The organism is Nonomuraea sp. CA-143628 (assembly GCF_050942315.1).
GTDB lineage: Bacteria > Actinomycetota > Actinomycetes > Streptosporangiales > Streptosporangiaceae > Nonomuraea.
This window is the reverse complement of sequence record NZ_CP192072.1, coordinates 10,835,455-10,847,944: the sequence shown is the minus strand read 5'-3', so window position 1 is coordinate 10,847,944 and position 12,490 is coordinate 10,835,455. Positions and strand designations below refer to the sequence as shown.

Genomic DNA, 12,490 nt, shown 5'->3' with positions numbered 1-12,490 from the left:
TCGCCACCGAGTCGGTCAACAGAGGCGAGCCAACCTCAGTGCCTGCGGCTGGACCGCTTCGGACGACCGGTACGCCGCCTCGGTCGCCGAACCCGGCGCTAATGCTCACCAAGATACGAACCCGGCGCTAATCGTCACCGAGGTAGCGGTACCCGGCCAGCCGAGGGAACCGCGATCGGGCGATCTGCTCGTCCTCCACATCCACCGATTCGCCACTTGGCTCAGCGGTCGACAGCGGCACCCCAGCGTCGGTGCGTTCTTCATAGACCTCATAGACCTGCGAAGCGTATTCCTCCGCGTGCTCGCCGCTCTCACAATTCCACTGGCCGTACAGATCAGCGAAGTTATCTGGATCGTCGACGACCCGCTTGAACGCCACACGTCCCTGCCCGATGAGCCACGCGCGGAAGCCCTCGAACGCATCGTCATTGAACCCCTTGTCGCCAAACCGCGCAGGATCGAACCGCATGGCCCACGGGTCGACGTCGAAGTCCTCGGGGTTGCCAAAAACCAGGGCCGCAGCGTCCCAGATCGGCCAGGTGTAGGCGCGATTGTCCACCGTGTCCCAAAGGGCGGTGAAACTCACCAGCTCATCCACCGTGAGGGCAAGCAGCCGTTCACGCTGCAACCACACCTGCTCCGCGAAGTCCCCGCCACTCGCAGCCCGACACGACTCAACGATCTCCCAGAAATCATCTTCAGTCACGCGGGAATCGTACCGATCAGCCCCGATGATCCACGCCCTCAAACCGGTGACTTGCTCAATCAGATCAAGTACCGACAAGCATGGCGCCGCGGAAGATCTGACCGGCCCATCCCCTTCCAGGAGGAACCTCGTGTGGCCGCCATTCGTAAAACCCGTGTGGACGCTTTCGAAGACGTTGACCGTAAATTACGCGAGTCACGCGAGCAAATTCGCCGATTCGACCACCTGACCACCCGGCGGCAGGCGACAGCCGACCAGATCCGGGAGGTCACCGAGCTGACCGGCCGGCTGGAGACACAACTGGCCAAAGAGCAGCACGACGTCGCCCGCCTGGAAGGCAGGCTAGGCGGCTTCCTGGCCCTGCTCGCGGCCCCTGTCGCGGGCTCCAAGGAGGACAGGCTGGCCAGGGAACGAGCCGAAGCCGATGCCGCCTGGGAGCGGCTGCACGGTCAGCGGAGGCGGCTCGAGGATCTGACCGCCGATCTGGAGGTCACCGACCGCGAGCTGGCCTCGATCTCGGGGGCGCGTCAGGCGTACGAGAAACTGCTGGCCGACAAGGAGCGGCTGCTGATCGGGCTCGGCAACGAACGCGGTCAGAAGCTGCTCGGGACATCGAAGAAACTGGCCGACACGCAAGCCGACATCAGAGAACACCTCGAAGCCTGGCAAGCGGGCAAGGCCGCGGGCAAGGCGCTGGGCGTCGTCCTGACGCTGCTGAGCAAGGCACGTGGCGCGTCGACCTGGGACATGCTCGGCGGCGGTGTGGTGGCCGACGCGATCGAACACAGTCATCTGTCGAGGGCGGAGCAGGCGGCCTGGCACGCCCAGCGAGCGCTCGACGTCTTCTCCCGCGAACTGGCGGACATCGGGTGGGTCGGCGACCTCCAGATGCCCAAGGTGGACACGCGGTGGTTCGTGGACTCGTTCTTCGACAACATCATCACTGACGCACTGAAACACCAGCGCATCAACAGGACTCGCGACGCGGTGGCCTCGATCTCCCAGTGGGTCACCGAGACCGTGCAGGCCCTGGCCGGTCGCAGTACGCAACTGGAGGCCCAGCACAGAGCACTCCTGGCAGAACGCGAGCAACTACTCGCCAACTGACCCTCTGGCGAGCATCGGGGGATGAGTCTGAGGGGATTTTGGGGAGGGCTCGGGGATGGAGCGTGGGGTGCTGGACGGGGGGTGGCGGACGGGCCTGAGGGTGTTGGGGGAGGGCCCGGGGATGGTCCGAGGGGTGTGGACGGGGGCGGCGGCAGAGCCTGTGGGGGTGTGGACGGGGGCGGCGGCAGAGCCTGAGGGGGTGTGGACGGGGGCGGCGGCAGAGCCTGTGGGGGTGTGGACGGGGGGCGGCGGCAGAGCCTGAGGGGGTGCTGGAGAAGGGCCCGGGGATGGTGCAAGGGGTGCTGGATGAGGGCCGGGGGATGGGCCTGAGGGGACTCCGGACAAGGATCGGCAGGTGTTCGCGTTGCGTCGGGTGCCTGCCTTGTGTCAGTTGATGGCTTCGGCGGCTGTCAGAGCCTCGGAGATAGCGGCCGGGATGTCCAGTACGGGGAAGATGACGTGGCGGATCACCCGGAAACGGTCCACGACCAGGATCAGGCGCTTGAGCCGCAGGGCCTGGCCGGCGCGGAAGGTGGGGAGGCGGAGAGCCGCTGCGAGGCGCAGGTCCATGTCCGAGAACAGGGGGAACGGAATGTCCTCAGCGGCGGCAAAGGCGGTCTGCTCGTCGGGGCGTTGCGTGCTCACCCCGTGGATGGCGATGTCATGGGCGGCGAATTCGGGGCTTCTGTCACGGAAGATACGGTTCTCGAGCGTGCAGCCCGCTGCTCCGGGGACTTGATTCCAGCCGGGCGGTAGCGGCGCGGGCATACCCGTCGACGGGTACGCGAAGAGGACCGTCGCCCGCGCATCGGCCACGACATCGAGCGATGCCGTTCCCTCACTCGTCGAGGTGGTTTGACTGATGGCGACCAATGGACGAACCACCATGTCGCCTGCTCCGCCTGTGCGATCGATGCCACGGGTCTCGTCCGTGTCGTCCGGGCCAGTGGTGGCTGATGGGCTGTTGGCTGTGCTGATGGGGTCGGTGGTGGGCGGCAGATGGTTGGCGCCGTCGGTCCGGTTGGTGGTGCCGGTGAGGTGGATTGTGGCTGGTGTGCGGGCGCCGGTGCCGTTCGGGTCGGTGGTGGTCGGTGGGTGGTTGGCGCTATCGGTCCGGTTGGCGCTCTCGGCCTGGTCAGTGCTGTCAGTCTGATCGGTGGTGTTGGTCTGGGGGGTGGTGAGTGGTGGGCGGTTGATGGCGGCGGGTAGCCGCAGTGGGGCCGGTATGTGGGTGCCCAATAGGGCGTGGACGCGGGCCGCTTCTGGGCTTTGCGGGGCCGCCACCCCCGTGAGGGTGCCGTCGCCGAGGAGCCAGCGGTCTGCCCAGTCCTGCATCGTGATCAGCATGGGCGCCAGTGCCCAGCCCGCGTCCGTGAGTACGTACTCGTACCGCACCGGCCCGCTCTGATACGGCTCACGCGTCAGCACCCCGTGTTCCACCAGGTGCTTGAGGCGTTCCGTGAGGACTTTGCGGGAAATGCCCAGCTCGCCCAGCAGGTCGTCGAACCGGCGATGCCCGCGGGTCACCTCGCGGACGATGAGCAGGCTCCACCAATCACCCATCACGGCGGCTGCCTGGGCGATCGAGCAGTCGGCGTCCTGCGAGCGCAGCTCTCTGGCCATTCCCCGACTTTACCGTCAAGTGAGTCTCTGATAGAAACTTAGTCAGTTCCCAAAGGAGACTCATGAGCGTGGCATGGGCGACCCTGAGACGGTCGTGGTTGGTGACCAGGCGGGCCTACCCATGGTCATACTTCATCGGCACCTTGTTGCTGGGTGTCTTCACCATCGGGCTGGCCTACCTGGGGCTGCGGGCCGTGGCGGGCGGGGAGATATCCGCGGAGTTCCGTGGAAAGGCGGGCACCAGCGACTATCTCGGGTACATCGCCGTGGGCGCCGGCGCGTACATGTTCGTCGTCCACGGCATCCTCTGGACCGGCAAGGCGATGATCCAGGAGCAGCGCGAAGGCACCATGGGCGCGCTGCTCGTCGCTCCGGCGCGGCGCCTGCCGTACCTGCTGGGGTTCTCGGCGTTCGCCTTCACCGCGGTGGCGGTCGAGGTGGCGGTGTTGTTCGGGTGCGCGGCATTGTTCGGGGTACGTCCGGAGCCCACGGGGGCGGTGGACGCCGTGCTGGCCGTGGCGGGGCTGGCTCTGGCGGTGTTCGGGATGTCGGCCGTGCTGAGCAACGTGATGATCGTCGCCGGTGAGGCGCACATCACCCAGAACAGTGTGTTCCACGCGATAGCCCTGCTGTCCGGGTTCACCTTTCCGAGGGAGTACCTGCCTGACGCGGTCCGATGGCTCGGCGAGGTCGTGCCGGTGACGGCCGCCATGGACGTGATCCGCGGCGTCTTCACCGGCGGCACCGGACTGGACCCGGGCCGCCTCGCCGTCGCCGTCGCGCTCGGTCTCGCCTACGCCGCCGCCGGATTACTCGCGATGCCCTGGGCTGAGCGCAGGGCCATGGAACGGAGCTACTGATGATCGAGACCGTGAACCTGCGCAAGGAGTTCGGCGCGAAGGTGGCCGTTGACGGCTTGAACCTGTCGATCCCCGGTGGCCGCGTCACCGGGCTGCTCGGGCTGAACGGCGCGGGCAAGACCACCACCATCAAGATCTTGGCCACCCTGCTCCGGCAGACGTCCGGCACCGTCAGCGTGGGCGGCCTCGACCCGGTCAGACAGCCGCATGCCGTACGCAAGAGGATCAACCTGATCGCCGGCGGCGAGCGCATGGTCTACGCACGGATGACCGGCCGGGAGAATCTCTGGTACTTCGGCCAGCTCTATGACATCCCCACAAAAGTCCTCAAGCCGCGCATCGAAGAGCTGCTGGCACTCGTCGGTCTGACGGACGCCGCCACCACCCGGGTCGAACAGTATTCGCGCGGCATGACCCAGCGCCTGTCCATCGCCCGTGGCCTGATCAACGACCCCGACTACCTGCTGCTCGACGAGCCCACACTGGGGCTCGACGCGCCGATCGCCCGTGACCTGCGCAAGGTCGTGGCCGGGCTGGCCGAGCGGGGCAAGGGCGTGCTCCTCACCAGCCATTACCTGGCCGAGGTCGAGCAGCTCTGCGAGCACGTGTACGTGATCGGCGACGGCCGCCACCTCGCGGCAGGCTCTCCGGCCGAGCTGATGGCCCAGACCGGTTGCCATCGGACGGTCCGGGTCACGGTCACGAACCTGTCGCCCCAGATCGAGGCCGCCGTACGGGCCTTCGACAGCCGCGTACGGCTCGCACCGGGCGGGGTGGTCGAGCTGAACCATCCGGACGACCTGACCGGGGCACTGACCACGACGATCATTGAGGCGGGCGGCGCGCTCGGCGGGCTGGAGATCGTCGAGCCGTCCCTTGAGGACGCGATCCTCGCGCTGAGCGACCGCTCCCTGGAGGTGGTCGCGTGATCGCGCCGCACACGAGCTGGTCGCCGTGCCGCACAGGGTTGGGCGTGACGGCGACGTGGTGCCGCCTCCGGATGGGCGTCACTCCGCCCTGGACCCGCGCGGAGGCCGGTACGACTCCGCCGTGGGCCGAGGTGGGCGGCACTCAGGCGCGAGCCGGGGTGGAGGTGGGTGCGGCCCCGCCGTGGACGGCTGTGGAGGTGGAGGTGGGTGCGGCCCCGGCGTGGTGCCGGACGGAGACCGGCACCGGCTGTACGGCCTGTGCCCTCGGCAACCGCACCACCAGCCGCTGGCAGGTGATGACGTGAGGCACGCGATGAAGGTCATGCGGGCCGAGGCGCTCAAGCAGCATCGCCAGATCTTCGGCAGCAAGCTGGTCCTGTTCTCGATGCTGGTCTGGCCGTTGTTGAAGCTCGCCGAGACCTACTACACGCTCCGGCCGTTGGCCGCCACGCCGGGCATCGCCGAGCGCTGGCCGCTCGCCGCCGACCCGGAACGGCTGCTCGCCTTCCTGGCCACGGGCGCGCTCGGCTTCACGTTCTTCTTCTCGCTGGTGCAGTCGGCCTGGCACTTCTCCTTCGAGCGCCAGACCGGCACGCTGGAGCTCCTCTTCCTGTCACCCGCGAACCGGCTGGTCGTGGTCATCGCCAACGGGTTCGGCGCGCTGGTGCAGAACGCCTGGCTGTTCGCCTGTTTCGCGGTGGCGATGTTCACGCTGCTGGACGTGGTGAACGTGGCCCACCCGGCCATGTACGCGGTGGTCTTCCTGGCCATGTTGGTGCCCGCGGTCGCGTGGGGGGCGTTCCTGAACAGCCTGCTGATCTTCTCCAGGGACGCCGCCTTCCTCTACACGTTGCTGGACGATCCGATGTGGTTCGCCAGCGGGGTGCGGCTGCCGGTGTTCGCGCTGCCCGGCTGGATCCGGGCCGTCGGCTCGGTGCTCCCGCTCACCGGCAGTCTGGCGGTCGTACGCGGTGCGCTGCTCGATGGCCAGGGCGTCGGCGACCTGGCCGGGGAGCTGGCCGGGCTGGCCGTACTGTCCGGAGTCCTGCTGCTCGCGGCGGTCGTCGCGCTTCGGCTGGGAGAGGCACGAGCCCAGCGGACCGGGCAGCTGCGCCTCTTCTGAGGCGACCGAGGGAACCTCCTGGGCCGCCGTCAGCGGCTGAGCACCTGCCGGAGCACTCGTTCGAGGGTGGCCGCGGGGTCCGGGTCGGCGTACGGCGAGCGCCAGGCGACGTAGCCGTCTGGCCGGATCAGCACGGCGCCACCCCTGTCCACGCCGTACCTCTCCGTCCAGCAGCCTTCGACGTCCATCAGCTCCTCATCCACCAGCACGCGCGTGAGCTGAATGCGCAGCCGCTCCTTGATCAGCCGCCCCGCGTCCATCCACTGCTGCCCCCCAGGCCCGGCGATCAGCACGAAACCGGATCCGAACAGGTCGATGGTCGAGATCAGCTGCCCGTCCCAGTCGAGCGGCACATGCGGGGCGCGACTGCCCGGACGCCCGGTCGGTACGCGCGGATCCTCCAGGATCGACCCGTCGTCATCGGGCTCCTCCAGGATCGCCGTCGAGTGGTAGCGGTATCCGATCATGGCGGCCATGGGGTCTTCGAGCGGTTCCGGGTACTCGGTGCGCATCGCGGGAGGCATCCGGAAGCCGAGGTTCGCGAGCTGGGCGTTGGCCGTCAGCGTGCCGATGGGACGGCGTTCGGCGTCATAGGTGTCGAGGAAATCCGGCCCGGCCTGCCCGGTCGCCACCAGCCAGAGCCGCCACGCGATGTCGCAGCCGTCCTGGAGCGCTGTGCTGCCGCCCTGCCCGCCGGTGGGCGGCATCGTGTGAGCCGCGTCGCCGGCCAGGAACACCCGCCCGTCGCGGTAGCGGTCGGCCACGACGTGCGCCATGGCGAAGGTGGTCTTGTCGAGCACCCGTACGTCGAGGTCGGGCACGCCGGTGGCCACCCGTACCAGCTCGACGCAGCGCTCCTCGGTGAAGTCGGCCTCGCTCTCACCCTTGGCGGGGTCGTAGTTGACGCCCACGACGTGCGCGCCCACGCCCGTGCCGGTCACGATGACGCCGGTGAAGACCTCGTTCCGCAGATACCAGAGCGTGACCTCGCGCTCCCGTACCAGCCCGGTCAGGTCGGCATCGAACATGATCGAGCACATCAGCCCCAGCTCGCCCTTCCCCGAAGCGGGGATGCCGAGCTGGGCGCGGAGCGGGCTGCGGAAGCCGTCGGCGGCCACCACGTAGTCGGCCCGTACGACACTGTCGACGCCGTCGGCGCGGATGACCGCCGTGACACCCTCGGCGTCCTGCTCCAGCGAGACCAGCTCGGTGGAGAACCGCAGGTCGGCCCCCAGCTCTTCGGCCTTGGCCCGCAGCACCCGCTCGACCTCCGCCTGCGGGGCGCCCACCTGCACGGCGGGCGTGACGTCGGCGAGAAAGGCGAAGTCGTCCTCGTCGCCGGTCACGATCATGTGCGGGTTCGGGTCGGCCAGGTTCGATGCGATCGCTATGCGCATGCCGTCACCGATGCCCTGCCAGATGTCCCGCAGTGACTGTTCGACCCCGGGCACCGGCCGCAGTAACTCGACGGCCCTGGGGCCCACCCCGAACGCCTTGGGCTGGACCGACGTACTGGGGTGCCGCTCGACCAGCGTGACAGGCACTCCCCGCCACGCCAGCAGCGCTGCCGCGCTCAGCCCGGCGTAACCGCCGCCGACGACAAGAACGGGTACTCGCTCGTGCAACTCAACCCACCTCCTGGAACGCGTAGTATCGCGTTATCGGTCGAGCGACACGATATGTCGCGTCTACGAGGCGGGTCAAGACATATCTCGAAATGTACTAGAGGCTGAAAGGGTAGGACTCTGTGAGTAGTGGACCGGAAACAGGGCCGCAACGGTTGACCATGGTGGTCTTCATGCCGTGCCTCCGGTGATCGAGCGGCTCGCCAGTGCGTCGAACTCGCGGTCGGGCAGAGTCCGGTTGAGCTCAAGGAGCTTGTCGGCGAGCCAGCCGACGGCGTAGCGGGTCCGCGGAGCATCGGATTCGACTGCCGCGCGGATGGTCTCGGCGACGACCTGGGGATCGGAGCCCTGGTCGAGCCCGTTCTCGCTGCGTTCGGCCATCGCCGCGGCCATCGAACGGTAGGCGCCGAGCCCGGAGTGCTCGCGCAGTTGCGCGGCGGTCTGGTCCTCGAACTCGGTCTTGATGATGCCGGGTTGAACGATCACGACATTGATCCCGAACGGCGCGACCTCCATGCGCAGCGTGTCGGAGAGGGCCTCCATGGCGTGCTTGGAGGCGTAGTACCAGGCGCCCAGCGGCAGGCTGATCTCGCCGCCGATCGAGGATACGTTGACGATCACCCCGGATCCCTGGTCGCGCATGTGCGGCAGGACGAGCTGGATCAATCGGGCGGGAGCCAGGACGTTGACCTCGAACTGGTCGCGCGCCAGGTCCAGGGGGACATCCTCGACCGCGCCGTGCAGGACCGTTCCGGCGTTGTTGACCAGAACGTCGATCCGGCCCTGCTCCCGCAGGATGGTGGCGATCACCCGGTCGAGGTCGGCGTCGCGGCGCACGTCCATCTCCAGAACGTGCCCACCGGCCTCGCGCAGGACGTCCATCTTCCGTACGCGCCGTGCGGCTCCGTACACGACGTGGCCGGTGCGCAGTAGTTCCAGGGCGGTCGTCAGACCGATACCGGCCGATGCCCCGGTGATCAAGCAGACCTTCGGCATGGGTCACACCTCCCAGACGACGGGCAGCGCGTGCACGCCGTAGATGAGCATGTCGGTGCGCAGGGCCACGTCCTGAACCGGGACGGCCAGGCGCAGGTCCGGGAACCTGGTGATCAGGGCGGGCAGCGCGACCCGCAGTTCCACCCGCGCTAGCTGCTGACCTAGGCACTGGTGCCCGCCGTGGCCGAAGGCCACGTGCCCGCTGGTCGAGCGGAGCAGGTCGAGGGTGTCGGGGTCGGCGAAATGCGCGGGATCGCGGTTGGCCGCCGGCACCGAGATGGTGACCGTCTCCCCGGCTTTGATCACCTCACCGTTCAGTTCCACGTCGGTCAGAGCCGTGCGGATGGTGAACGGGATGATGCTCGCGTACCGCAACAGTTCCTCGACCGCGCGGTCGGCGATGCCGGGGTTGGCACGCAGGGCGGCGAGCTGGTCGGGGTGGACGAGCAGCGCGAACACGCTGAGCGCGAGCATGTTGGCCGTGGTGTCCATGCCGGCGCCCAGGAGTGAGAAGCCGATGTTGACCAGTTCCTCGTCGGTGAGGTCGGTTTCGGTCAGGTCGCCGAGCAGGTCGTCGGTGGGGGCCACGCGCTTGGCCGCGACCAGTTCCTCGACGAACGCGTGCACCGCTCCGTAGGCCGCCGCCAGTTCCTCCGGCGGGGCGTTCAGGCGGAACAAGTCCAGCGCGTGCTGCTGGAATCGGGCCCGGTCCTGGTACGGCACTCCGAGCAGTTCACAGATCATCTGCGCGGGGACCGGCTGTGTCAGGGCCGTCACCAGGTCCACCGGGCCGGACTGCCGCTCTATCGCGGCCAGGTGCTCTTCGGTGATCTGCGTGACCCGCTCGCTCAACTGGCGCATCCGGCGAACGGTGAATTTCCCGGTGAGCAGGTTGCGGTAGCGCGTATGCTCCGGCGCGTCCATGCCGCCGAACATCCCCGGAGGCGGGGGCTGGTCACTGTCCGGGGCCCCGGAGATCGGCATGTGCCGGAGCTCGGCCCGGACGCTGAACCGCGAGTCGGCCAGCACGGCGCGCACCAGGGCGTGGCTGGTGACCAGCCAACCTTCGTGACCGTCGGGGTAGGCCAGCCGGCTCAGTGGGCGCTGCTCGCGGAGCTCGGCCAGTCCCGTGGGCGGGTCGAACGGGCGGTCCGCGCGCCGCTCGGTCGGCAATGTTGTGCTCACCGCGGTCTCCTTGTCGTGTGCTGTGTTTGCGATGAGCGAAACGCTAGGAATGTGGTTCCATCAGAAACAACAAGTCGCGGCGATAAGCCGAGCTAGAAGCGACGCGATCGATGCGTTGACTCTGGAGCTGAACGCACCGGCAGGCCTGATCGGCCGGAGGAGAGGATTGACGATGGCAGGAGGTCGTCTGACCTACGAGGAGCGCCAGCAGGTCGCCGCCGGGTTGACCGCGGGCCTTCCGTACGCCGAGATCGCCCGCCGGCTCGGACGGTCCAAGTCCACGATCATTCGCGAGGTCGCCCGAAACGGCGGACACCACCGCTACCGGGCCAACCAGGCCCAGCAGGCCACTCAGTGGCGGGCCCGTCGCCACAGGCCGGTCGCGCACACCGCGCCCGTCGCCCACGCGGACGCGCCCGGGTGGGACCCGGAATCAGTGCGGGATTTCGAGGAACGCTTCGCGACGATGATGACCCAGACCGGGATTCCGGCCATGAGTGCCAGGGTCCTTGTCTGCCTGTTCGTCAGCGATACCGGCGGCGCCACCGCCGCCGAACTCGTCGCCCGGCTGCGGGTGAGCCCCGCCTCGGTCTCCAAGGCGGTCGCCTGGCTCGACCAGCGCGGGCTGGTCGCCCGCGAACGCCAGGGACGGCGCGAAAGGTACCTGATCGACGACCACGTCTGCTATCAGGCCTGGCAGGCCAGCCTCCAGGGCATGGTCCTGTGGGCGGACTTCACTCGGCAGGGAGCCCAGATTTACGGCGTGATCAACCCGGCGGGCTCCCGCATGCACACCGCCAGCCGGTTCTTCCAGCACCTTCACCAGGACATGGCCCAAGCCGCCGAGCATTGGCGGCACGCCCTCGCCAACTAGGCCAGGGCTGACCCCACCCCAGCCAGAGGCACCGGTCAGGACAGGTGGCGTTCGAGGGACTCGATCTTGCTGGTCATGCCGTCCGTGACACCGGCCCTGAGGTCGGCCTTCAGCACCAGGCTGACCCGCGGCGCCACCTCGGCCACCGCGTCCACCGCCTGCTTGACCACCGCCATGACTTCGTCCCATTCACCCTCGATGGTGGTGAACATGGAGTCCGTCCGGTTGGGCAGCCCGCTCTCCCGCACCACCTTGACGGCGCGCGCGACCGGCTCGGCGACCCCCTCGCCGACGCCCAGTGGCGTGATCGAGAACGCGACGATCAACTCAGTATCCCCTCACAACTCACAGCGCGGGCCACGATGCCGATCGAAGCGACCTCGTGGCCCGCACTGGACTCAGGCGTGCTCGTGGTCGTCCTCTTCGTCTTCCTCGCTGGGACCGTCGGAGGGCTCGACGCCCAGGACGGCCTCGCGCGGCTCGATCTCGTCGATGTGGTCGACGAGCTGCAGGACGTGGTCCGGCTCGATCAGCCACTGCAGGGCGGACGCGCCGGTGTCGTCGGAGTTGACGAGCTCCACCTGCTCGGCCCGCTCTTCCTCGGTGAGGTCGGCGTCGGGGTGCCGGATTTCGGCCAGCGCCGCGGCCTGCAGCGCGTCCACGTCGAGCACCTCGACGGTCAGCTCGACCGTCAGGCGCAGGAACTTCTCGTTATCACTCATGGCGAAGATGCTAGGGCAGCTTCCACTCGACAGGACCGGCGCCTTGCTGAACAAGGAGCTCGTTGGCACGGCTGAAGGGCCGGGAACCGAAGAATCCGTTGCGCGCCGACAGCGGAGACGGGTGCGCGGACTCGATGCGCGGCACGCGGCCGAGCATCGGCGCCAGGTTGCGCGCGTCGCGGCCCCACAGGATCGCGACCATCGGCTTGTCGCGGGCGACCAGCGCGCGGATGGCCTGCTCGGTGACCTCTTCCCAGCCCTTGCCCCGGTGGGAGGCGGGCTTGCCGGGCATTACGGTGAGCACCCTGTTGAGCAGGAGTACGCCCTGGTCGGCCCACGGGGTCAGGTCGCCGTTGGACGGCCGCGGCAGCCCGAGGTCGGTCTCCATCTCCTTGTAGATGTTGAGCAGGCTGCCGGGCAACGGCCGCACGTCGGCGGCGACGGAGAACGACAGCCCGATGGGGTGACCGGGCGTGGGGTAGGGGTCCTGGCCCACGATCAGCACCTTGACCTCGTCGAAGGGCTGGTTGAAGGCGCGCAGTACGTTGGCGCCCGCGGGGAGGTATTGCCGGCCTTCGGCGATCTCATGGCGGAGGAACTCGCCCATATGGGAGATGCGCTCGGAGACGGGCTCCAGCGCACTGGCCCATCCGGCTTCGACGACTTCGTTCAAGGGACGACTGGCCATGGCTGTTGAGCTTAGCCAGGTCTGGTACGGCTCGCGGCCCGAATCCGGTGGG

Annotated in this window: 14 protein-coding genes; 6 read left to right on the top strand and 8 right to left on the bottom strand. The window is 68.4% G+C overall.

The window, feature by feature from the left end; translation table 11 throughout:
• Positions 1–127 precede the first annotated feature (127 nt).
• On the bottom strand, positions 128–706 hold the full coding sequence (locus tag ACQP2T_RS49195) for a DUF4240 domain-containing protein (RefSeq protein WP_433511694.1): 579 nt from the start codon (positions 704–706) through the stop codon (positions 128–130).
• A gap of 156 nt (positions 707–862) precedes the next feature.
• On the opposite strand from ACQP2T_RS49195, the gene ACQP2T_RS49190 reads away from it, so the two are divergent.
• A complete protein-coding gene (locus ACQP2T_RS49190) occupies positions 863–1,813 on the top strand; it encodes a hypothetical protein (RefSeq protein ID WP_433511693.1) in 951 nt (316 codons plus the stop codon).
• Between the two features lie 387 nt (positions 1,814–2,200).
• On the opposite strand, the gene ACQP2T_RS49185 is transcribed toward ACQP2T_RS49190, so the two are convergent.
• Positions 2,201–3,436 (bottom strand): winged helix-turn-helix transcriptional regulator, encoded by a 1,236-nt coding sequence (locus tag ACQP2T_RS49185; RefSeq protein ID WP_433511692.1) that lies wholly within the window; start codon positions 3,434–3,436, stop codon positions 2,201–2,203.
• Positions 3,437–3,498: 62 nt separating this feature from the next.
• Here ACQP2T_RS49185 and ACQP2T_RS49180 point away from each other — a divergent pair, with 62 nt between their 5' ends.
• Genes ACQP2T_RS49180 through ACQP2T_RS49165 form a run of 4 tightly spaced genes read left to right on the top strand, consistent with a single transcriptional unit; the run spans position 3,499 to position 6,348 of the window.
• Positions 3,499–4,296, top strand: a complete 798-nt coding sequence (locus ACQP2T_RS49180; RefSeq protein ID WP_433511691.1) for an ABC transporter permease — start codon at positions 3,499–3,501, stop codon at positions 4,294–4,296.
• Entirely contained in the window at positions 4,296–5,225 is a 930-nt protein-coding gene (locus tag ACQP2T_RS49175) for an ABC transporter ATP-binding protein (RefSeq protein WP_433511690.1), read from the top strand. Before ACQP2T_RS49180 ends, ACQP2T_RS49175 begins: the two co-directional genes overlap by 1 nt.
• On the top strand, positions 5,222–5,530 hold the full coding sequence (locus ACQP2T_RS49170) for a hypothetical protein (RefSeq protein ID WP_433511689.1): 309 nt from the start codon (positions 5,222–5,224) through the stop codon (positions 5,528–5,530). The genes ACQP2T_RS49175 and ACQP2T_RS49170 overlap by 4 nt, the downstream gene beginning before the upstream one ends.
• On the top strand, positions 5,527–6,348 hold the full coding sequence (locus tag ACQP2T_RS49165) for an ABC transporter permease (protein ID WP_433511688.1): 822 nt from the start codon (positions 5,527–5,529) through the stop codon (positions 6,346–6,348). Before ACQP2T_RS49170 ends, ACQP2T_RS49165 begins: the two co-directional genes overlap by 4 nt.
• A gap of 29 nt (positions 6,349–6,377) precedes the next feature.
• On the opposite strand, the gene ACQP2T_RS49160 is transcribed toward ACQP2T_RS49165, so the two are convergent.
• The 3 genes from ACQP2T_RS49160 to ACQP2T_RS49150 form a co-directional block, all read right to left on the bottom strand.
• Positions 6,378–7,973 carry an FAD-dependent monooxygenase gene (locus ACQP2T_RS49160; protein WP_433511687.1) on the bottom strand — a complete coding sequence of 532 codons (1,596 nt, stop codon included), beginning with the start codon at positions 7,971–7,973 and terminating at the stop codon, positions 6,378–6,380.
• 171 nt (positions 7,974–8,144) lie between these two features.
• Positions 8,145–8,969 carry an oxidoreductase gene (locus tag ACQP2T_RS49155; protein ID WP_433511686.1) on the bottom strand — a complete coding sequence of 275 codons (825 nt, stop codon included), beginning with the start codon at positions 8,967–8,969 and terminating at the stop codon, positions 8,145–8,147.
• A gap of 3 nt (positions 8,970–8,972) precedes the next feature.
• Positions 8,973–10,154 carry a cytochrome P450 gene (locus ACQP2T_RS49150; protein WP_433511685.1) on the bottom strand — a complete coding sequence of 394 codons (1,182 nt, stop codon included), beginning with the start codon at positions 10,152–10,154 and terminating at the stop codon, positions 8,973–8,975.
• Between the two features lie 172 nt (positions 10,155–10,326).
• Here ACQP2T_RS49150 and ACQP2T_RS49145 point away from each other — a divergent pair, with 172 nt between their 5' ends.
• Complete coding sequence (locus ACQP2T_RS49145; RefSeq protein ID WP_433511684.1) at positions 10,327–11,028, top strand: helix-turn-helix domain-containing protein; 702 nt, start codon at positions 10,327–10,329, stop codon at positions 11,026–11,028.
• A 35-nt stretch (positions 11,029–11,063) separates the two neighbouring features.
• Here ACQP2T_RS49145 and ACQP2T_RS49140 read toward each other — a convergent pair whose 3' ends face one another.
• The 3 genes from ACQP2T_RS49140 to ACQP2T_RS49130 form a co-directional block, all read right to left on the bottom strand.
• A complete protein-coding gene (locus ACQP2T_RS49140) occupies positions 11,064–11,354 on the bottom strand; it encodes an MTH1187 family thiamine-binding protein (protein ID WP_357942525.1) in 291 nt (96 codons plus the stop codon).
• A gap of 72 nt (positions 11,355–11,426) precedes the next feature.
• Entirely contained in the window at positions 11,427–11,750 is a 324-nt protein-coding gene (locus ACQP2T_RS49135; RefSeq protein WP_433511683.1) for a hypothetical protein, read from the bottom strand.
• A gap of 10 nt (positions 11,751–11,760) precedes the next feature.
• Positions 11,761–12,438 (bottom strand): uracil-DNA glycosylase, encoded by a 678-nt coding sequence (locus ACQP2T_RS49130; RefSeq protein WP_433511682.1) that lies wholly within the window; start codon positions 12,436–12,438, stop codon positions 11,761–11,763.
• Between the last annotated feature and the right edge of the window lie 52 nt (positions 12,439–12,490).

Bases quoted from the DNA above. Each gene is read 5' to 3' on its own strand.
- ACQP2T_RS49185 (WP_433511692.1), bottom strand. From the start codon at position 3,436: ATGGCCAGAGAGCTGCGCTCGCAGGACGCCGACTGCTCGATCGCCCAG.
- ACQP2T_RS49180 (WP_433511691.1), top strand. From the start codon at position 3,499: ATGAGCGTGGCATGGGCGACCCTGAGACGGTCGTGGTTGGTGACCAGG.
- ACQP2T_RS49175 (WP_433511690.1), top strand. From the start codon at position 4,296: ATGATCGAGACCGTGAACCTGCGCAAGGAGTTCGGCGCGAAGGTGGCC.
- ACQP2T_RS49155 (WP_433511686.1), bottom strand. From the start codon at position 8,969: ATGCCGAAGGTCTGCTTGATCACCGGGGCATCGGCCGGTATCGGTCTG.
- ACQP2T_RS49145 (WP_433511684.1), top strand. From the start codon at position 10,327: ATGGCAGGAGGTCGTCTGACCTACGAGGAGCGCCAGCAGGTCGCCGCC.
- ACQP2T_RS49135 (WP_433511683.1), bottom strand. From the start codon at position 11,750: ATGAGTGATAACGAGAAGTTCCTGCGCCTGACGGTCGAGCTGACCGTC.
- ACQP2T_RS49130 (WP_433511682.1), bottom strand. From the start codon at position 12,438: ATGGCCAGTCGTCCCTTGAACGAAGTCGTCGAAGCCGGATGGGCCAGT.